Origin of the sequence: Methylocystis sp., assembly GCF_051061225.1 — a bacterium.
Lineage (GTDB): Bacteria > Pseudomonadota > Alphaproteobacteria > Rhizobiales > Beijerinckiaceae > Methylocystis.
Map to the genome: position 1 here is coordinate 1 of NZ_JBPFEB010000103.1, position 20,252 is coordinate 20,252.

Annotated in this window: 11 protein-coding genes and 4 pseudogenes; 5 read left to right on the forward strand and 10 right to left on the reverse strand. The window is 63.4% G+C overall.

Annotated features, from left to right (window positions below; genetic code table 11):
* From ACR652_RS18210 to ACR652_RS18225, 4 genes and pseudogenes are all read left to right on the forward strand, one after another.
* Positions 1 to 882: response regulator (locus ACR652_RS18210; protein WP_434507895.1), on the forward strand; the 882-nt coding region annotated here is incomplete at its 5' end.
* A 141-nt stretch (positions 883 to 1,023) separates the two neighbouring features.
* The gene (locus ACR652_RS18215; RefSeq protein WP_434507896.1) at positions 1,024 to 1,872 is read left to right on the forward strand and encodes a hypothetical protein; all 849 of its coding nucleotides are present in this window, start codon (positions 1,024 to 1,026) and stop codon (positions 1,870 to 1,872) included.
* A gap of 296 nt (positions 1,873 to 2,168) precedes the next feature.
* Positions 2,169 to 2,737, forward strand: a pseudogene (locus ACR652_RS18220) (Mu transposase domain-containing protein); the annotation flags it as partial.
* A gap of 380 nt (positions 2,738 to 3,117) precedes the next feature.
* A pseudogene (locus ACR652_RS18225) lies at positions 3,118 to 3,468 on the forward strand (ATP-binding protein); the annotation flags it as partial.
* 123 nt (positions 3,469 to 3,591) lie between these two features.
* Here ACR652_RS18225 and ACR652_RS18230 read toward each other — a convergent pair.
* The 7 genes from ACR652_RS18230 to ACR652_RS18260 form a co-directional block, all read right to left on the reverse strand.
* Positions 3,592 to 4,776, reverse strand: a complete 1,185-nt coding sequence (locus tag ACR652_RS18230) for a DUF2235 domain-containing protein (RefSeq protein ID WP_434507897.1) — start codon at positions 4,774 to 4,776, stop codon at positions 3,592 to 3,594.
* A 603-nt stretch (positions 4,777 to 5,379) separates the two neighbouring features.
* Entirely contained in the window at positions 5,380 to 6,459 is a 1,080-nt protein-coding gene (locus tag ACR652_RS18235) for a ComEC/Rec2 family competence protein (RefSeq protein ID WP_434507898.1), read from the reverse strand.
* 52 nt (positions 6,460 to 6,511) lie between these two features.
* The gene (locus ACR652_RS18240; protein WP_434507899.1) at positions 6,512 to 7,663 is read right to left on the reverse strand and encodes a hypothetical protein; all 1,152 of its coding nucleotides are present in this window, start codon (positions 7,661 to 7,663) and stop codon (positions 6,512 to 6,514) included.
* Complete coding sequence (locus tag ACR652_RS18245; RefSeq protein WP_434507905.1) at positions 7,660 to 8,664, reverse strand: AAA family ATPase; 1,005 nt, start codon at positions 8,662 to 8,664, stop codon at positions 7,660 to 7,662. The genes ACR652_RS18240 and ACR652_RS18245 overlap by 4 nt, the downstream gene beginning before the upstream one ends.
* Before the next feature lie 5 nt (positions 8,665 to 8,669).
* Positions 8,670 to 10,703 (reverse strand): hypothetical protein, encoded by a 2,034-nt coding sequence (locus ACR652_RS18250; RefSeq protein WP_434507900.1) that lies wholly within the window; start codon positions 10,701 to 10,703, stop codon positions 8,670 to 8,672.
* Positions 10,700 to 13,918: a hypothetical protein gene (locus ACR652_RS18255; RefSeq protein WP_434507901.1), complete on the reverse strand. Its 3,219-nt coding sequence runs from the start codon at positions 13,916 to 13,918 to the stop codon at positions 10,700 to 10,702. Before ACR652_RS18255 ends, ACR652_RS18250 begins: the two co-directional genes overlap by 4 nt.
* Before the next feature lie 308 nt (positions 13,919 to 14,226).
* Entirely contained in the window at positions 14,227 to 14,499 is a 273-nt protein-coding gene (locus ACR652_RS18260; RefSeq protein ID WP_434507902.1) for a hypothetical protein, read from the reverse strand.
* On the opposite strand from ACR652_RS18260, the pseudogene ACR652_RS18265 reads away from it, so the two are divergent.
* Positions 14,431 to 15,059 (forward strand): annotated as a pseudogene (locus ACR652_RS18265) (IS701 family transposase); the annotation flags it as partial. The gene ACR652_RS18260 and the pseudogene ACR652_RS18265 sit on opposite strands and share 69 nt — an antisense overlap.
* A gap of 400 nt (positions 15,060 to 15,459) precedes the next feature.
* Here the strand turns inward: ACR652_RS18265 and ACR652_RS18270 are convergent.
* From ACR652_RS18270 to ACR652_RS18280, 3 genes and pseudogenes are all read right to left on the reverse strand, one after another.
* Positions 15,460 to 16,488: pseudogene (locus ACR652_RS18270) on the reverse strand (IS110 family transposase).
* Positions 16,489 to 16,604: 116 nt separating this feature from the next.
* Positions 16,605 to 17,663: a hypothetical protein gene (locus ACR652_RS18275; protein ID WP_434507903.1), complete on the reverse strand. Its 1,059-nt coding sequence runs from the start codon at positions 17,661 to 17,663 to the stop codon at positions 16,605 to 16,607.
* A 206-nt stretch (positions 17,664 to 17,869) separates the two neighbouring features.
* Positions 17,870 to 19,837, reverse strand: a complete 1,968-nt coding sequence (locus tag ACR652_RS18280; protein ID WP_434507904.1) for a hypothetical protein — start codon at positions 19,835 to 19,837, stop codon at positions 17,870 to 17,872.
* Positions 19,838 to 20,252: the final 415 nt, after the last annotated feature.

Here is a 20,252-nt window from a genome sequence, read left to right on the forward strand (position 1 = left end):
GACGCCGCCGGGACGGTTCGAAAAAGACTTCACCGCCAGATTCCGGTCATTATTCTAACCGGCGATATATCGACGGGCGCCTTGCACAAGATCGCGAGCGGCGATTGCGTTCAGCTCAACAAGCCCGTTAAATCAGCCGAGCTGTTGCAAGTCGCCGAACGGCTTCTCGCGCGGTCCGTTTTCTCAAGCGCCGCACGCACGCTTGTTTCGAATACGGGCGAAGCGACTACGGATCGGGAATCGGTCGTCATCTTTGTCGTCGATGACGACAAGCGAGTCCGTGAGACGCTGCGGGAAGTGCTCGAAGACGATGGACGGATCGTCGAGGAATATGACAGCTGCGAGGGGTTCCTCGAAGCCTGTCGCCCGGGCCGAGAGGGCTGTCTGCTGCTCGACGCCTATCTTCCTGGGATGAGCGGACTCGACTTGCTGAAACGGCTGCAGGAGCGCGGCGCGCATCCGCCAACCATCATACTCACCGGCGCTGCCGACGTAACGATGGCTGTCGAGGCCATGAAGGCAGGAGCGTTTGATTTTGTCGAGAAGCCGATCAGCCGCGACGACCTGGTCGCCTGCGTGAGGCGTGCTCTCGAACACGCGCGGGATGTGAACAAGTTGACGGAATGGCAGGAGAAAGCCGCCGCTCACGTGGCGGGTCTGACTGCGCGACAGCGCCAGATCCTGGAGCTGGTCCTCGCTGGGGACCCTAGCAAGAATATTGCCGCCGATCTTGGCATCAGCCAACGAACCGTCGAAAATCATCGCGCTGCAATCATGAAGAAGTTGGGCGTCAAATCGCTTCCGGCGCTGGCGAGGTTAGCGGTCTCGGCCGCCTCGGGCTTTCGCGGCGGAACCGGCTCGTCGCGCAGCGGCCCCGCGTGACCCGGTTGAACACGCCCCGCACGAAGGCGCGCGGCGTTTCACCGTCTGGCCGGCGAATTCGGGCGATTCTTACCTGGCTCTCGCACAGTACTCGAGCGCTTCGACGGGTAGACCAAGCCCCTGATCGCGGAGTACCGTGAAATGATGCTCCACCGCCGCGAGGCCCTCGTCGCTGTCACGGTCGCGCGCTCCAGCGTCGCCGAGACCAGCGCCATCGTCGTCGATCCGAAGCCGCTGTTCGAGATTTCGCCGTTGCTCTACATGCAATTCATGGAGCCGCTCGGGGCCACGGACGGCTCGGTCGAAGCCTGTTGGGACGACGACGCCGACGACTGGCGTAAGGACTTCGTCGACGCCGTGCGCGATCTTGCGCCCGGCGCCATCCGCTTCGGCGGCCTCTTCAGCCGTTACTACAAGTGGCGCGAAGGGATCGGCCCCGCGGCCAAGCGACCGGCGATGCGCAACTATGTCTGGGGCGGGTGGGAGACAAACCGCGTCGGCACGGATGAGTTTGTCGATCTCTGCCGCCGCGTCAACGCCGAGCCTTTTTTTTGCGTAAATTTCCTCAGCGACGGGGACAAGCGCTACGCCGCGCATGCAGGCGACGCCAAAGAGGCGGCGGAATGGGCACGATACTCCAAGCTCAAGCTATGGCAGATCGGCAACGAGACCTCTTACGGGACGGCGTGCTTCACCCGGGAGGAGGCGATCGCGCACACAATCGAGTTCGCCAGGGCGATGCGGCAGATCGATTCGTCGATCAAGCTGATTGGGTGGGGCGACCGCGGGCGCGACGGAAAGCTCTGGGCGACGGAGATGGAGAAGCAGGCGGGCGAGTTCATTGATTTCCTCGCCATCCACATGATGGGGCAGGATCAGCCGGACGTGTTCCGCCCGCGAGAGACAGAGCTGAAGGGGGCGTCCTGGTGCTCCCCCGCGGGATCGGTTTCGGCCGTCGAGCTGGAGCTATTTTTCCCGGCAGGTCAGTGAACGACATAGGCATCGCTAGTGACAGCCTCTCTCGCGCAATTTGTGGAGCCCGCTGGCTGCGTCTTTAGCGCGTCCCGGGTCTGTCCGCGCCAGACCGTCAATTGCCCCAGGGCTCACACCGTTGCGTCGAGCGACGCCCGTTATGTTCACGTTCGGCTCCGCGCTCTCGGCGCATGGAAGGGGCCGCTCGCACCGCCTGCGGTTGATTTCCCAAGGCTCGAATGCGTAGATTGGTTGAACAAAGAGCGACCGCTGGAGCCGTTCATTCGTACGGGCCAAAGCCGAAGCGCTGCTGGTTTGCTTCGAACAAATACTCGGTGAAGGCCAGCGCTGTGGGCCGGCTTGTCGAAGTCCATGCTTGCGCCGACCGCATTGTCATTCGGGGGACGGGGTTGTCGTCGCTGAGCACCACAGGCGCTTTGGCCGAGACGAGACGGCCATTGCCCCCTGGCTACGTGCCGGTTCTGGCTCGAAAGCCCGGCGCCCTGAGGAACGGCGCGCCGTTCAAGGACTGGGTGTTACCGTCGGCCATGGAAAAGATCCGCCGCAAGGGAAAAGATCCGCCGCAAGCTCCCGGGGTCTGCTGACGGCGCGCGGCAGATGGTGAAAATCCTCGCTACCGTTGTCCACGACGGGCTGCCAGCGGTCGAATTCGCCTGCGCGGAGGCCAATCGATTAGGGCGTCCATTCCGCCGACGTCATTCTCAATATTCTGGCGCGCCGTCGCTATCCCGGGCCGCCGCTGACCATCCTCACACCGGATGCCCTGAAACTCCGGCAGCCCCTCCCGCTGAGGTCTCCAGAAAAAAAGCCTTTGCGTGCGGTGGCGCCATCGACGATACGAGAGGCTAATCTTGGGCTATAGAGCGCTTGTCCGACGGTACTTTTTACCGATCCTCGGCTTCAGTCAGATCGCGTCGATCTGCGCTTCAAACGGCAATTGCCCTCGATAGACACCGAAACCACAAAAATTTTTTCGTGGCAAAATTTCGAGGAAAATCAAAAGGGTAGAATTTTGACGACCTCCGGTTCGGTATTTTGAGGGCACTGAGGAGAAAACCTATATGAATTTCATCGTCTTAGGCGATGCTGTGATAATCGAGTGGGAGTGAGGGGGCGTAGTTTCGGATGCTGCGGGATACCATGTCGGAAAATTGGCGGTGCAGATCATCCGATAGGAGCCAATTGACGTAGGCATATAGGCTCTTGCTGCGATTACGCTTTGGAGCAGGCTATTGAGGCGCGGATAGATATCGTCTGCGCGCGCTGCAAAAGCATCTCAACACCGTCAAACTGCTGATCGTCGACGAGCTGGGCTATGTGCCGTTCACGGCGGTCGGGTCCGAGCTGCTCTTCGAGGTCTTCAGCCAGCGATACGAACGCGGCGCGACGCTGGTGACCAGCAATCTGCCCTTTGATGAATGGACCTCGGTGTTTGGGTCCGAACGTCTCACCGGCGCGTTGCTCGACCGGCTCACCCATCACGTCCGCATTATGGAAATGAACGGCGAGAGCTATCGGCTGGCGACCGCAAAGAAAGCGCAAAGGCGAAACCGCGATCTCGTCGACCGGCCCGCAATCGACACGGAGAACTAAAGGCCGCCGCGCGCATTGAGCCGCGCGGCGCTACGCGCCGCGCGGCTCAACTAAACTACAAGGGCCACATGGCCCTTTTCTCGAAACCAGACTGCTACACTTCTACGCCGCCTTCATGCACATTCATTGGCCACCTTCCTGGTTGAGTGTTACCTCGACGTCAGGACCGACTACCGCGAAGTCAGCGGGAAGATTAATCGGTTTGTAGCCCGAGGCCATCCGCTCAATGACTGACTGATGGAGCACCGCGCCTTCGCTGATCTTGCGCGGCTCCGCTCGAGGAAGATAATAACTACCACTGGTGCTCTTCTCTGGAAAGCGCTTCCATTTGCGACTCTTAGGGAGAAACTCGAGCGGCCACCATGCCGCGGTCATTGAATTGTGGATGGGGCCATTCGCGTCGGGTGCAACATACATGCGCTTCCCGCCGGGTAGCGGGGCACCCTCGGCTAGGTGGCGAAACATACTTTCATCGACCTGAAAACCGTGTTTTTGCGCCTCGCGAGTCATCCAGACCAGCGGGAATTTAGCGATTTGGCTTTCAGCTTCTGCCCAACCACCCCCGACATCGGAATGGTCGCCGGCAAACCAGACGGTCTGCTGATCCTGCGCACCTTCGGCCTCTGCGAACGGATCGGGTTTGAAGGACTGCTCTGGCATCCAGCCGTAAAGGCGGAACATGCGTCGCCGTTCATCGATCGCCGCCGCTTGGCGGAAGATGCGGACGCTGGGATTGGATTTGGTGTACGGCAGGAAGGACTGGGTAGGGAAACGCAACAGCCCGGGGCGGACGAACACCGATGCCACGGTATCCCAAACGCCCAAGAAATGAACTGGCACCCGGCGCCCACCAATAACCCGCCGAAACTGCCAGGCGACTTCGAGGCTGTCCTCGCGGTGCGCTCGCTTATATGCTTTAAGCGCATAGTCGGCGAGATTGTGCTGGTCGGGTTCGAGCAGACCCAGGAGGTGGATCAGACCAGCAACCGCTCGCGCCGTATATGCACCGCGGCTGAAACCAAAGAGAAAGATTTGATCACCTGGCTGATATCTGTCGATCAGATAGCAATAGGCGGCAAGAATGTTCGCATCGAGCCCCCAACCGGTGGCTAACCCGAACGCGGCAATCGCGCTTTGTGCGGCGGGGCTCCAATCGGTGATGAGAGGCACTGTGCCAATGCCAGGACGGTAGAAGACGCGCTGGCTATCACTGCGCTCGGCACAGCAATAGAGCTTCACGACATTCGTGAGGTTGTCCTTGACCTCATTACTGGTGCCATCGAGCAACAGAATCAGATTGCGTGGCATAGTCCTCCCCGAGGTTTCGATAAAGAACCAACATTATAGCTTCCGGCGAATATGTTCTGAAGCCGTCTTCAGGGCGACACGACTACGAGCAGTTTGGCTTGGTCGTCTTAAATAGATACAGGTTAGTAGTTGCAAGCAAGCGAATTACGTCGTCGGTAATCGTAGCTGCTGACCAGCCGGGTCGTCGCCGTATCTGAAACACGCCGCAGCGCCTGCCACTCCCGTTTGCGGGCAACCCGGTCTTTTACTTCAACGCTTTATGCCGAAAAAAGTACCGTCACTGGCCTCATTCCCCATGACGGTACTTTCGATTTTCCGATTGATCAATGGGGGCGATGTCCGTCAGCGGGGTCACCAGACGCCATTCATGCCCGCCGATAGCTGCTAATAGGTAGTGGTGAGATTGTTTTTTGTTACATTGCAAATCGCGCGCGTCCGCGCAGCTTCCCGGAAAAGCCGGTGATCCATGACGCCGCTCGGCTGCGTGGACCGGGATACGCCGTCCGGCGGACGGCGGACGCGATCCGGCGTAGGCGCAGCCGAGCCTAGCCGATCAGTTCAGCGTCATTCCCTGAGCGTCAGATCAGCGTCATCCCCTGAGCGTCAGAGGAGATCGACGATCACCGGCGATTCGCCATCGCCATACTCCGGCCGGTAGCGATATTGCGCGACAAGCTCCGGCGAGTTCCAGACATCGTTGAACGCGCTTCTGTAGTTGAAGACGACGCGTTTGCCTTCGCCGCCGGCGAGCACGATGCGGGCGATAGCCTCGGGATCGGGGTGGCCGTGTCGGGCTCCGCTCGACGACACCAGCCACAGCGGCGCCTCAAGGCGGCCGATCAGTTGTGATGTATTGTTGGCTGCGCTGCCGTGATGGGCAACCTTCACCGCCTCGAAGCGCGCCGGACCATCGCCGGGGAGATACCTTGTTAACGAGCCCGCGAGGTCGTCGGGATGCGCGTCGGCCGCAAACAGCGCCCGCTTGCCGCGATAGTCGATGATGAAGGCGATGCTGGTCCCGTTCGGCCCGGCGGTGTCGGCCGCGTCGCGCAATTTCGCGATTTCCTCGACCGTTCCGGGCCGCGGAATTGGCCGCGGACCGCCGCGCAGCGTGCCGACTTGTTCGGCAAGGCTGCGCGTGAACTCGGTTTTCCACGCCCGACGGAACGCGTAGAGCTTGGCGTGCGAGGGCCCTAGCAGCGTGAGTTCGGCGCCGCTCGGCAGGGCGACCCGCGGCAGCGGCCCGTTGGGCTTGACCTCGATAGGCGCTCCGGCAAAGCGTGCGTTCCATCGCCATCCGGCCTCGGCGATCAGACTGCCGAAGTCGACGGCCTGGGCGACGCCGAGCGTCGACACGCCGCTCGGCACCGTCGGCCTCAGGCCCGCGACCGTCTCCATTTGCGGGCCGCCGTTGAACCAGACGTCGCCGACTTTCAGCGATGGGATCGCCTCGCGCAGCGACAGAAAGCCCTCAATGTGATCGGCGTCGATGTGTGTGAGGACGAGAACGTCGATCAGCGGGTCGCTCTGCGGCCGCAGCGATGCGAACAGGCGCGGGAGAATCTGGGTGCTCGTGCGCTTGCGGCCGCCATCGATGAGAATGCGATGCGGCGCGGCGTCCTCGCCGGTTTCGACGAGCAGGGAATCGCCGTCCTCGGCCGGCAGCATCGTGATGCGGAACATGGCGGCCCTCCGTTCGAATCCCAATGCGGCAGCGAAGCGCGGCGCGAAATGTCTAGAACATCTTTGGGAAAGGTATGTGCATGATCAGCCGATAGGCCAGCGGAACCAGAAACAGCACGAGGTTTTCGATGATCAGGAAATCGAGAAATTTTTTGTCCAGCGACGGCTTGCCGACCCGCACCGCCTCGAGCTGGGCGATGTAGACCTCAAGATCACGACGTTCGAGCCATTCCGCCGTCTGCGGCGTAGGCAGGGCTGTTAGTCTTGCGAGATCCTCTTGCGCCTCCTTCAGCATCTTGCGACGCAATTCGTTTTGCTCCTCCACTGAGGCGCCGGTCGCGTCGCGGTTCTGGCTCAGCGCGATCGCTGGCGCGCGCGCACCGACCAGGAAAAAGGCGAAGCCGGAGGCCCAGCAGGCGAGGAACATATAGGTCCATTGCTCGTATTCGAGCGGGTCGATTCCGAGGCTGAAGAGAATCCACCACAGCGCGAACCAGTGGCAGACAACCATTGTCGCCAGCTCGGCGTAGACATAGACGTCTTCGAGCGCCTCCATCGCCTGCTGTGCCTTGATGCTTGTCAAGCCGGAGAAAACGATGCCGTGTTGCTTCATCATCGCCGGCAAGCGGCCGCTGCCCCACAAGCGGCCGAGCAGATAGCCAAAGCACGCGCCGGAGACAAGCATCACGCTGCCGAGCAGGATCGCGAAGCCCGCGCCGACCGGGCCGTCGTCGAACGACAGGTTTCCGGCCACGAACATCGAGGCATAGCCGGCCATCAGCATTGTCGCCACGGCGGCCGCAGCCCAAATCTCGCGCTTGCCGATATCTTTCTTCAGCAGATCCTTGAACGCGGCGATGGTCACGTCACTCTGCTCGACCAGCCCCGCGTCGGTATCGAGCTTGTCAATGACGTCAGCGAGATTGGCGCTCAGCCGCAGCGCCCGCCAGCCGAACACGACCGCGCAAACCCCCGCAAACACCGGCAGGATGTCGAACGGCCAGCGTTTGTAGGGCTGTCCCGTTTGCGAATAGATTTCCGGGCGCAACTGTTCGACGACGATGAAGGTCATATAGGCGAGCGTCAGCCAGCCGAAGCCAATAAACATCCATTCCAGCGGCTGCACGCGCGCGAACGAGGCCACGAGCGCACGCACGGACGTATCGGGCCGGTCCTCGGCCGGCTTGAGGTCCGTCGCGCTCATGGCGCAGCCGGCTTCGGTGAAAGCTTGCTCAGGTCTGGATCGTCGAACAGAGTGGCTATATAAGGCAGTTCGCGCAGCGGCGGGGCACCGGCGTCCGCGTTCAAGGCCGCGGCGATCTCGGCGGGCGTCCTGCCGCCGTAGTGCAGCGCCAGCGCGAGCCAGCGCCAGAATTGGTCGACGGTTGGCTTGCGGCGCAGGTCGTGCAGGCGGCTCTGGTAGAAGCCTACGGCCGCGGTGAGGGCATCTTGCTTCGGCGCGTCGAGTGGGCTTTCGAGTGCCATTTCGATCTGACTGGCGAAGATCTTAGCGATTGTGTCGGCGCTAAGGCGGATTTCGTGCAGCACGCATCGGCGCAGAAACGGGTCGGGCAGCCGCCGCTCGGCGTTCGAGGTGATGACGATGATCGGTCGCGCCTCCGCCGGGCATGAAATCGTCTTCTCATAACCGTCCTCGCGCACGACGGCCTGCATGTCCTCAAGCTCCTGCAGGAGGTCGTTGGGAAAGTCGCGCGGCGCCTTATCGATCTCGTCGATCAGGACGGCGTGCGGCTCGGCCGGCGGGTCGTGCCAGCCGAACGCGAGGCCGAGGGGGCCCGGCGTGATATACAGGTCTTTGGGTACGTGCGGGCGGGGCCCGCTTTGCGCGATCTGGCTGGCGCGGAACCAGGAGGCGGCGTCATAGCGATATATCAGATGCGCCGCGCGCGAATCCGAGCGCACCTGAAAGCGATGAAAGCGGCCGTTGGCGGTGTCGATGCCGAATTTCCAGGCGAGCCAGTAGGCCGCCTGCGTCTTGCCCGATCCGGGCTCGCCGGTCAGCAGCAACGGCCGGCCGAGCGACAGCGCGACGTTCACCGCCGCAATCAGCTCCGGCGAGGCGATGTAGTTGGGGGCCGCCTCCGCGTGCCGCTTGACGAATTTGGCGACGCGGGCGTTGCGCTCCGCCAGCACGGCGGCGACGTCTGACGTTTGGATCGCGTCAATGAGATTAAATGATGCCATGCGGTTCACGCTTTCCTGCCCATCGCGTCCCGGTAGTATTCGTCGCTCTGAAACTTCTCATCAAGCTGCGCTTCCAGCTTAAGGTGAATTTGTCGAAATCGGCCACGGCATGCATTGACCAGCCCCTCGGCCGTCTCGTGTAATTCCAGCCGATCGAAACTATAGAACGCGTTATAGACGTCGATATGCTCGTATAGCTCGCTGGCGCCGATCGGCTCAAGCGCGATCTCCACCAACTCCGCGTTCGGGGCCTTGACCGCCAATTCGCCCTCACCCGAATGGACAAAACCGAGGATGATGGGAAGTTTCAAGGATGCGATCCGCGGCTCCTTCGTCAGTCCTGCCCAGAAATCTAGATATTTGCGAATTAGGTCGCCGATTCCCGGGTCGGGATCACCTAGACCGTGGCCGAGAAACAGCACTGCGCCCTCGCCGCCGGCGATCCGCTCCAGGCTCTCGGCGATGTCGGCAATCGTCTTCCGTTTCACCTTGGAAGGGTCGCGGGGGAAATTGAGACCGCAATAGGCGGCGATCAGAAATTGCGCGCGCAGCGCTGCGTCCGCCTGCCCGACATTTTCGCCCTCTGTCGCGGCCTGATCGGGAACGACACGCGGTCGAACCGCTTGCAGATCGATCTGCCGCACCTGCGCGCGGCGGTCACGGAAATATTCGCTGAGCCGGTCCTCGACCCGCTCCTTGAATAGATTGACGCTGTCATCGAAGCCGCCAGTCCACATGAACGCCAGCGGCCGCTCTGCGGTCAGGGCGACGAGTCGGCTCTCCACCAGCCGCAGCGGCGCTGTGCGGTCGAGTCGCATTGGAAAGTCGCCAACTGATTCCGCGTCGTCGAGATTGCGGTTCTCGGTGTCGAGCGCCGACCAGACCTCGTATTGAACGGATACAACGGTCGTCGCCCAACGGGCTCCCAGCAGTGTCTGATCGGTGTTGCGCAACGCCCGCCAGATCGCCGCTGGCGGAGCGTAGCCGGCGGCGAGCGCAGGAAGCCCGATCAACGCCTGATCACGGCTCTGCGCGGTCGCCGCTGCGGTGCGCGAGGTGATCACGCAACTCGCTCTGGCGGAGAACGCCGTCAACGCGTTGAGGCCCGGAGACGACGCGCCGAAACAGGCGTTGACCCAAACAACCGGCCGGCGCTGACTTTCCCAGAAAGCGTCGGTGAACAATTTGCTAATGTCGGCGATCGATCTCGGCTCGGGCGGGCCGCGGCCGTCGGCGGCGGCAGGCCCCTCGAACTCCAGGCACATGCCGCTGACTTCCTCGGGGTAGCCGTGCCCATAGAAATAGATGATGTCGGGATCAAAGGGTGCCGAGTTGGGGCCGCCGACCAGCGCCGCCTGAAATTCCGCGTAGCTTCTGACGAACTTGAGGTTGCTCTTGTAGTCGCGACCCTCGCGCAGATAGCTGGGGGCGAGCGCCTGCATTAGTTCGTCCGCGTGGGCGCGGCCGAAGGTCCTCTCCAGTTCGGTCGGTTTCACGGGATCGGCGACGACGAGTAGAATTCTCGGCTGCGGCGGCATTTTCACTTCTCGCCGGACATTGTCGCCCGCGGCTCGTGGCGCGGCGTCGATTGTGACATAGAAGGGCCGCTGCAGCTGGAAGGCGAGGAAATACGGGCCGCGGCCATCGTCGCCGCTAAGGAAGATCCACGGCAACCGGCAGACGAGATCGAAAAGCTTCTTGGCCTCGGGATCGCGCGGATCTCGCGGGCAGGGGACGAGATGGAGCCAGCGCATGTCCACATCCGGATCGTGGACGCCGAACAGGCCGCGGCGGATGACGTCGCCAATCCGTCGCTGCGTCTCGACCGGGAGCAGGGCGCTCAGTTGCGCGATCGGATCTTGGGCATCGAACACGTCCTCGAACTTCTTGATAAGATCGCCGAGCGTCTCGTGCTCTTCCCCGTACTCCGTATCCATAGACAAGGCCGTGTCCAACCAGCCGTCCTCGTTGTCCCGGTCGGCGTTGCGTTCGAGGCCGCCGTTCGCTGCCAGCCGCAGATAGATCTGCACCCGATTCATTCCGGCGTCTCCGAAGGTTCGTACGCCCGCGTTTCGCCGCCCGTCTCCGCCTCTTCCTTCGGGAGATCGTAGAGGAGCGGCCGGATCTCGACGCGCGTGTGCGCAAGAATGGCGACGCGCCGGCTCTGCGCATGCAGCGCCAGCACCCGCCGCGTCGGATCCGAGGCACCGACGGCGCGGTCGAGCAGCGCCGAAGGCGGAAACAAAGGACGCGCGTGTTTGGACGCCTGCGGCTCTTGCGACGAAGCCGCTTCATCCGGCAGGGGCAGGCCGACAATATCGAAGCTGCCGCCGGGCCCCAAGACCGCGACGCTCACGCCGGTCCTTATCCCGTCGACGCGCGCTGCTGGCCGGTCGGTAAGAATAGCGACCCGGCTTGGCCGCCCGCCCACGCGATATTCCGCAACGACGCGCGCGTAGGAGGAATCCTTCGCACCGTGGGAGAGCCTGCCGCCTTGGAGTAGCCGGATCGCGCCGTCGCTGGCGACGACGATGAGGCCGTCGGGGTCCTCCGGTTTGAGCAGCGCAAGAGCGGAGACGTGCGAGTCGAGCGAGGCGACCGTCTCGGCGGTTTCGAATTTCTCGTCCGCGGCCGGCTGGATTACCCGCAGCGTTCCGTCGCGTAGCGCGACGCTGACGCGGCCGGACAGATCGACCTGGATCGCGGTGACCTCGCCCTCACACGGAGTGGCGTCGCTATATTGCCCCGACTCGGTGTTGAACATGACGACCGCTCGTTGACCCGGGGTCGTGAACGCGACGCGCCGGGCGGCGGCGTCGAGGCCGGCGACGAAGTCCTCGTCCGCCTCGGGCGACTTCTCGTCGCCGGGCGACCTGAGCGGCAAGATGGTGGTAGCCTCGCCGCCGTCTTCATTCTCTGGCGAGCGGACCAGATAAGGGCGCTGCCCGCGCACGGCGATCACCACCGCTCGTGCGTCGCGGGCGCTCCACAAGCCGGTCAGCGGCGCGTCGCCAAGGGCCGACTCGAGCGTCACCGTGGTTCCCAGTTGCAGGTCGGCTACTTCCAAGCGAAACGAGCGTCGCTCCGGGCCGCGATCCATCAGCAGCCGCCGTCCGCCCGCGAAGAATGTGGCTCCTACCACCTCGACAGTGTCGGAATCGCCGAGCCGGATGCGGATGTCGGGGACGCCGAGGCTCCAGCGCGCCGCCACGAAGCCTCCGCCGCGGTCGGGCTCGCGTCCTGCCTCGGTGTGAATGCGGCGGAGATAGCGCGCGCTCTCGGCGCGGGCGGGCGGATCTGCGAGCCGGATCGTGGCCGGCGTCCACCGCGATGCGTCGTCGGGCGAGACGAGGCGCGCGACGAAGGACCTCATCATCGTCGGATCGACGACGCCCTCCCGTTCCAGGTCGGCGATGGAGTCCAAGGCTTCGCTGGCGTCGGGGGCGAAGACGCAGGCGCTCGCCAGCGCGAAGCGGGCCAGGGAATCGGCGGTCACGCCTTCCATGTACCCTTCCGCCCTGAGCTCCGCGAAGCCGTCTCGGATGACGGCGAGCGCGGCACTCCTGCGCTCGCGCGGTAAGGCTGCAAACCGCTGCAGCAGGCTCGTGCGCAGCGACGTCTCGAATTTCAGCCCCTCGGGTCCGAGCCAGCTTCCCGGCAAGGCGGCGAGCCGCGAATAGGCGAGATCGGGCTGCGGCGACTTCACTTCGTCGAAGCAGCGGCGTAGCCGCTCGGCGAGTGCAAACGAAACCGGTTGCAGGAGCGCGCAGGCCGCCGCCCAGTCCGCGAGCGCCGGCCCGAGCATTTCCTCGACCAGCGACCGCTCGCCGAGCCAAAACGCTGGCGGTGCGCGCCGCGCGTGCAAAGGTTCGCTCGTCGCCCGGTCCGGCGCGAAGACGCGGGCGAGGCCGTCTTTCAACCCCAGCGCCGTCGCAGGCACCACATCAACGCCGATCAGCCGCAGGCGCGCCTGCCAGCGACGCCACAGCGCGGGGTCGGTCATCTCCAGGAACAGCACCGGCCCGTTCTCGGCGACGCGGCTCAGCAGCGCGAAATCGGCGTTGGCTAGCCGGCGCGCCTCGCCAAAAATCGCCATCACCGTCCAACCCGGGGTGTCGATCTCGTCCTCGATCGCGGCGACCGCCCGACGTCCCCGCTCGGCACCGCGGCGGCCGGCAAAGAAGGATCCGTCGTAGCCGAAGTGACGGCAATTAACGCCGCGACGGACGAGCGCTTCCTCGAATTCGTCGGCTAGGCTGTTCCACAACGCTGCGCCCGCGGCGCAGTCGACCGCCAGGAGGATCGTCGGCAACTCGCGGCGGATCGTGTAGACCAGCGTCGCTTGGTTCGCGGACCGCACCTGCGCCACAATGGTGCCGGCGACATCGAGTTCGTCGGGATCGACCTCTCCAGGTCGGTAGGCGAACATGTCGGCGATTTCAGCTGCCAGCGTCGGCGACAAAAATCGCGGCGGCGGGCCGCCGACCCAGCCGACGCGGAACACTGATTCGTCGGGTGTGAGCAGCGGGCGCGGCGCCGTGGCGAGTTGCGACTGGCGCTTCGCCTCGCGAGCCATTGCCGCGCCGCGCCAGATCAGGACGGCGAGAAAGGTGGCGGCGCTGGCGATGGCGAGCGCGACCAGCACCGAGTAGAATTGCGCTTGGCCTTCGACGAACGCGCGGTCCCTGGAGCCGCCGCCCCAAGTGACCGCGCCGATGGCGGCTAACCCGCTGGCTGCAATGAGCGCCACGCTTCGCACCGGATAGCCAGCCAGCCGCTCCGCTAAGGCTCGGGCGAAGGCGCTCGCGCGCCATCGCGCTATGACGCGGGCGCCGAGGCGGTTCAGCGCGCGGAGGCCGAAGCGTTGCGCGCGTCGGGCTGCCAGGAGCGCCGACGTAAGCTGACCTTTGCGGCGCGGCAGCTCGGGAGGCTGTTGTTCCTCGCGGGCCGGAAAGTCGACGGTTGCGGCGGGGACCAATTTGGGCGCGGCCTCGGACGGCGGTGTTAGCAGTTCTTCGATGAGCGCGTCGAACGCCCCCGCATCGCGTGGCCGGCGGACCAGCACCGCCTTCAGCGCCCGTCGCAGCGCGTCGGGTGTCCACTCCTCCTGGCAGCGCACGATCCGTCGGCAGGAGGCCAGATCGGGCAGCCCGGCCTGCGCGCCGCGCGCGCGCAGTCCTAGCACGAGGGCAAGCAAAAAGGCGTCATCGACAGGGCGCGGCGCGTCGGCGGCGACTGGCTTCGCAGGAGTCATCGCGCGGCGTCCCGCGTCCCCGGGGCCGCGCGCGGACTGCTTCCGCCGGCCGCAAACGCCCGCCCATCCTCGCTGACGCCGCCGCTTACGACAGTACCCATGTCAGAATCCCAGCTGAAACCAAACGAGTTGACGTTGCTATTCATCCACTTTGCGTCGCCCCCGCCGCCGGAGCCAGCGATTGCGACGGAACCGCGGCAATTTCGACGCTATTCTTGCGCACTAAACGGAGGCAGTCGAGCTTCGCCTTTTCGGCGGATCCACGTTCATTTCGAGCTCAATCCGGCTGACGTAGCCGAGCATTTTTATTAGCTGAGCTCGTCGGCGACCGCCGAGCGTACTTCGACAAGCGCCGGGATGCTGTCCTCGATTGCGGCGATTATCACGGTCTCCGCCTTTGAAAGCGCGTCGCGGCCCGTCGTCATCAGGCGCGCGATCGTTCTGGCCGAGGGCGTGCGGCGCAGGCCGGCCTCATCCATCTTTTCGGCGCGGCGTCGCCGGCAGGCCCATTCATTGAGATGGCGCTTCGGCACGCCGGCAAAGGTTATGTGCTTGGCGTGAAATCCAACGAGATGTTTCATTCCTGGGACAAGCAGCAGCGCGTCGCCGGAACGGCGAAAGAGTTGCGGACGCTCTGCCGGTCTCCGCCTGGCGACGGCTCTCGGCGGGCGCTGGAACGAAGAGCGAGCGCTTGCATGATTGGGCCTATCTCGAACTCGCCGATCTCGACGCCGGCGACTACAGCGCAGCGCTCGTTGGCGAGACATGGACGCGCGGATTGCTGATCCGGCGCAAGATCGCCGACGGCGATCTCGCCTTCTTCACGACATGGGCGCCCAAAGGAACCACAATCGAGAGGCTCGCAAAAATCGAAGGCCGTCGATGGGCGATCGAAGATAGTTTTGAAACCGCCAAGAATGAACTGGGTCCCGATCACAACGAGACACGTTCATGGCACGGATGGCGTCGCCATGTCTCGCTCGTGATGCTGGCTTTCGCCATGATGGCGGCGGTCCGCCTTCACGCCAACGCCGTCGCCGACGCGAAAAATACGCCGCCCCCAAAAACGATGCGGCGCAAAGCGGCGACGCCAACGACGCGGCGTGTTCGCCAAAAGAGTATCCCCCAAGAAGAAATCTGATCCGCTGGTCAATGCAGGAAATCCGTCGCATCGCAACGCGACTCGCGCGTAAACGCATCCGTCCAGAGTTCGTCATCGCATGGTCGCTCTGGCGACGAGCCCATCAAGCCCAAGCAAAGCGCGCTCATCAAAAACCGCAACTGTAATGCTTCTGTAATGGGCCGTGTCCCGTCAAGTCCCTCTGAATAATATCTCGCCGCCAGGATCATGCTTCTGTCCGTGGTCAGCACTTATGACCGCCACACCATGCCATCAGATCCAAAGCCGGCAGGTCAATCTAGGACGCGTGCTTTGCCGAGGCATTCACAGCACTACTCACGACCTTGCCATGCCTTCGTCCCGGCGACGGGACCTCAGAAGAAGGGGTCGTCTTTGACCCACTCCAAACTTTGACTAACTCCTAAACGGACGCAACAGCGTTGGTCCAACGGAAGTCGGTGTTATCCACCCACATGCGGTGAAGGACAACGCCCAGCTTACGCGCCAGCGCAACTTTAGCACGCTTCATACCGCGCCGTTGCGGGACGCCGAGCGCCCAGCGTTTCAAACTCGAAAAGCGGGTCGCACGTGTCAGCATGATGTGGGCGGCTTCGAAGAGCACAGTCCGCACCATACTGTCGCCGACCTTGCTGACGCCGCCATCCCGATCGGTTTCGCCCGACTGGTATTTTTTTGGAGTCAATCCAAATAGGCGCCCGTGGCTGCCGACTTGCCAAACCGCGACGGATCGTCCACTGCCGAGCGACAGGTCAGCGCGACCAGGGCCCCGACGCCCGGTGTGGTCATCAGTCTCCGGCAAACCATGTCGGCACGCGCGATCTTGAGCATCTCGCGATGAAGCCGGGTGAACTCGTTCCACAACGCCATCCGTGCGGCCAGCATCGCCCCAATGACGGTTTCCAAGATGGAGTGTCCGGCCGTCAGTTCGCGAATACGCGCTTCAAACCGTCCCCGGCTAACTTCGCCGACTTTCAAGCCATAACCGCGGAGAATCCCCCGGATGCTGAGCTCGACATCGAGCAACTTGCCTTGCAAAAGCTTGCGCTCAACCAGGAGGGCGCGGATATCCTTGCAAGGGGCCGACTTTGCGTGGACCGGGCGATACCATCCCATGCGCAGCAGCTGGGCAATCCCCCGCGCATCTTTTCGGTCGGTCTTTACCGTCATGGCGGACAACGCCGCTTTCACGTGCCGCGTCTCCAGCAGAACCACCTCGCGTCCGGCGGCAATAAGGCCGGCATGCAGCCATTGCGATAGGCCCAGCCTCAAGCCCAATGCGATCGACGGGCAATCCCAACTCGTCGAAATACCTAACAAGCGCCTCGGGTTCACTGGCGACCTTGACCTCACGGACGACCTTGCCAGCAGAGTCCACGACGCACACGCTGCTCTCTTTCAAAGACACATCGATTCCAGCATAATATTCCATGGCTGTCCCTCGCTGATGCTTGGAGCCGGTAGCTCGGACTCCGCTTCAAACACCATCATTCTGAGGGACAGCCACCCACTCTGGCTATTCTCGCGATGCCCGGCCCATTACGGCATCTAGTGGTCAATATTGTTCTCGATCCAGAAAGACCCCTCGCGCTCGAACTCGGGCGGGAGCGGGTCGTTCTTGTCGCTGCGAACGGTGCGATTACCGGTCACGTCTGCCAGCGCGAGTTCAAGCGGGTGGCGCGGAATATCCCAGGTGCCGCGCGGGATAACCGAGATCATCGAGGAGATCTTGTCGCTGAGCTTTCGCGGCGCGAGGCATTTGTCGACGAAACTCACGGGCGTCGAATTGTGGCTGCCGTGATGTCCGACCTTGAGGAAGGTCACCCGCTCGAGCAAGGCGCGGCAATTGGCGTCCTCGAGCGCGAGCTTCCAGCTTCCCCATTGCGCATCGCCGGGGAAGAGAAGCACGGCCTTGCCGATCACGAACACCAGCATCAGGCTGGTGTTGTTGAGCACACTGTCGAGCCGGAAGGCGAGTTCCAGCCCGAGCTGATCGTTGACCGTGCGAATGGTCTGTGCGGTGGATGGGTCGAGCGGCATCGCGGAGGGATTGGTCCACATTGGTGCGAACGGCGCAGGCTTCTTGCCTGAAAGTCTTGTCGCATCGGTCGCCCAGAGCGCGAGGAAGCTCTCGTCGGCTCTGGGATCCATCGCTTTGAGCGCGTCCTCGTCGCGCGTCGGGCCGAGCAGATGAACGGCGATACCGGGAAGAATGTCGACGTCCAGAAGTCGACTGCCCTCGGTCGGCGCGGTCAGGAACCGGCGTTTGGGGCTGCCGGCAAAGCCGCGTTGGAGGGTCTCCATCGCCCCGACATTGATCACCGCATCGTCGGCGAGCAACCGTACATCCTCCGATGGCGGATTGGCTGCGAAGGCCGCGGTGAGCGCCAGCGCCAGTCGCTGCTGTTCAGCGCGCAGCCGCATCGCGTCGCGGTCGTCTTCCTTCTCGGTCCAGGGCAGCCAGACTTCCTTGACCGTCACCGTCCGCCAAAGCGGCGAATCGAATCCCGAGATATGGTCGGCATGGCGATGGGTCGCGATCACCACGTCGAGCCGCGGCTTGCCGTCGGGCTCGAGCGCGGCGATGTCGTCGATCAGCTTCTTCACGACATCGTCTATCTTATGGGTGGCGCTCTTCTTGATCGACCCGCAGTCGAAGAGAAGCTTGCGCGCTGGATTGCCGTCAATCTCCGGGATGATCAGCAAGAAGCAGTCGCCGAAGCCGACATTGTACATGCGCACTCGGATCGGCGTGGCTGCTGGAGCCGCTGCCGGCGCAGCTGGACGACGCGGGCGGCGGGGACGTGTGGCCATCAATGTCCTCCCCCGTGAAGCGCTCGAAGGTCGGCACGCGCCTGCATGCGGCTCCGCTCATAGTCTGCGTCGGGAAAGGCCATGCGCGGATCGCGCAGGTCGAGTTCCTCGATATGCCGCGCCGTGCGCTCCTCGCGCTCCCCCGCTGCGCTCGCATAAAGCGGATCGACGCTCGCGCCCGGCAGCGGCTTGGCAATGATGTGGCGGACATAGCCGCGCGCGTCGAACACCACGGTCGTAGCGGCCCGGGGATTGACGCCACCCCAGTCGCGGTTGCGGTCGGTCTGCACATATTGCACGACCAGCTCGACGATCAGACGCTGGTCAACACCGATTCGGTAGACCGGGCTGAAGCCGCGGACCGCGATCGGTGCCGAAGCGTAAGGATTGGCCAAGCCGAGAACCATGAAATTCTGCTGCCCATAGTCCTGGAGCGCCTGAGCAATGCCACGCTGGCGGCTCTTGTCCTCTTGGAACTGCTTGCGGCTGCTATCGTCCCAGAGCGTCTCGTCCTCGTCGTCGGGCTCCATCCCGACCGACGTGTCGGAGCCGAAGCTGTCCTCGCTCGCAAAGCTCTCGCCGACCTGCCGCTCGTAAGAGGCCAGCGAGGTTGGGCCTCGCGGCGTGCGTTTGCGGGTACGCACTTCCTTCGGTTCAGGCCGGGCAGTCTCGTCGAGCGCGCTGGCCGTGGTGACGAATAGCTGCGCGAGATCGGGCAGGATCGACTCGGGCAGGCGCGGCGGGTCTAGCTCGTCGGGCAGACGAAGCAGCAGCGCCTCCTCGGCGAGCGACGCCACATCAGCATAGATGCCGCGCACGCGAAAGGCCTCGATGATGTTGAAGCGCAGCTCGGTCGGATCCTTGGGATTGACCTCATAGTCGGCGGTCACCAGAGCGCGCAGAAAGTCGCCGAAGGTGACGTCGACCGGCGGCAGATAGTCGAAGGCGCGAAAACACATGCGCAGCACATAATCGGCGAGCGTCGCCACCTCGTTGGCGATGCGCTCGACGAGGTCGGGATCGAGCATAGCGTTGCGCTGCGCGTCGCCGGCGCCGCTCAGGCGCAGCAGATCGGCGACCCGGCGCTCATAGGTGCGGAAGAAGCCGTCGAACACGGCGGCCATCAGGACTGCACCGCGAGCATGGGGACCGTGCGCCTTGCTGAGCGCGGTCGGATCAGGCTCCGCCCTGACCGCCGAGCGCAAAGCCTCGCGCATGCCCGAGGCATAGCCAAACTGCGGTGCAAGGTCGGTGAGGAATTCGACGCTGCGCAATCGTGCGGAGGAGGTGCGGATCTGCTCGCGCAGGATGTCGCGATAGGTGTAGCGCTGGAACAGGGCGACGAGGTCGGAAAAAGCCTCGTGGAAGGCAAGCACGTCGGGATTGGTGGGCTCGATGAAATACGGCCTCAAGCGATGGATGATCGCGTGCGACACCTCATGGGCGATGATGTCGTGGCTGAGGCAGGTGAAGACCATCTGTCCCGGCAGGTTCGCCCCCGGCTGGGTCGCCGACGCCTGGAAGTAGCCGAACAGCACGGCGTTGAGCCGGCGGTCGAAGAATGCGTTCGCGCCGTAGAAGGCGTGAGGTATCAACTTGAGCTTGGGAAGCTTGGCGCTGCGCCGGAAGGTGATCGGTCGGCCGAGCGCCCGTCGCGCGCTTTCGATCACCTTGGAGGCAACCGCATACACCATCTGCTGATGGAAACGGGGATCGGCGTCGTTGGGCGCCAGCCCGTTGGTCATCAGCAACGAGGGGTCGTTGAGCGCGATGGCCTCATAGTAGCAATCCTGACTGCCGTCGTAGTCGATGACCTCGACAAGCTCGCCGGCGGGCCCGGGGGCGAGATCGGGCTCATTGGGGATATCGACGACGACACGGAAGCTCGATCTGCGGCCGCTCATCGGGTCGGTGGCGTATATTTGCAGCCCGCGTCTGCGAGGGACGGGAATCGGCGGCGCGGTCATGCCGACGCCCGGAGGGGTGCATCGTACCGATAGAAGCTTGAGATGCGGACAATATTCTTCATGCCCTACCCAGACATCAGCTAAGACGAACTATTCGGAAAGTATCAGACTGCCCGGACGATATTAGCAGTTGCCGCCGGCGCGAGCGAATTGATTCACTGCGGGAGGATGAATTGGCATCGACTATCAATCGCTCAAGCTCCATCTCCGCGCCAACGGCGCGCGCACCAAATCGTCACGGTGCCGTTGCTCGGATTTCAGCAGCCCCGCACACCTAGGGTCAGGACCTATTAAATTTGCTTGAGCTATGATTCACAAGGGCTTCTGATTCGAGGAGCCCTTGATGAGCGACTTGTTTTTGCTGAGCGCGCGTCAGATGGCGCGGATATCTCCGTTCTTTCCTCTGGCGCATGGG

What these genes read in the sequence shown, in the direction of transcription:
- ACR652_RS18215 (WP_434507896.1), top strand. Translation starts at nt 1,024, where the DNA reads ATGATGCTCCACCGCCGCGAGGCCCTCGTCGCTGTCACGGTCGCGCGC.
- ACR652_RS18230 (WP_434507897.1), bottom strand. Translation starts at nt 4,776, where the DNA reads ATGCCACGCAATCTGATTCTGTTGCTCGATGGCACCAGTAATGAGGTC.
- ACR652_RS18235 (WP_434507898.1), bottom strand. Translation starts at nt 6,459, where the DNA reads ATGTTCCGCATCACGATGCTGCCGGCCGAGGACGGCGATTCCCTGCTC.
- ACR652_RS18240 (WP_434507899.1), bottom strand. Translation starts at nt 7,663, where the DNA reads ATGAGCGCGACGGACCTCAAGCCGGCCGAGGACCGGCCCGATACGTCC.
- ACR652_RS18245 (WP_434507905.1), bottom strand. Translation starts at nt 8,664, where the DNA reads ATGGCATCATTTAATCTCATTGACGCGATCCAAACGTCAGACGTCGCC.
- ACR652_RS18250 (WP_434507900.1), bottom strand. Translation starts at nt 10,703, where the DNA reads ATGAATCGGGTGCAGATCTATCTGCGGCTGGCAGCGAACGGCGGCCTC.
- ACR652_RS18255 (WP_434507901.1), bottom strand. Translation starts at nt 13,918, where the DNA reads ATGACTCCTGCGAAGCCAGTCGCCGCCGACGCGCCGCGCCCTGTCGAT.
- ACR652_RS18260 (WP_434507902.1), bottom strand. Translation starts at nt 14,499, where the DNA reads ATGAAACATCTCGTTGGATTTCACGCCAAGCACATAACCTTTGCCGGC.
- ACR652_RS18280 (WP_434507904.1), bottom strand. Translation starts at nt 19,837, where the DNA reads ATGACCGCGCCGCCGATTCCCGTCCCTCGCAGACGCGGGCTGCAAATA.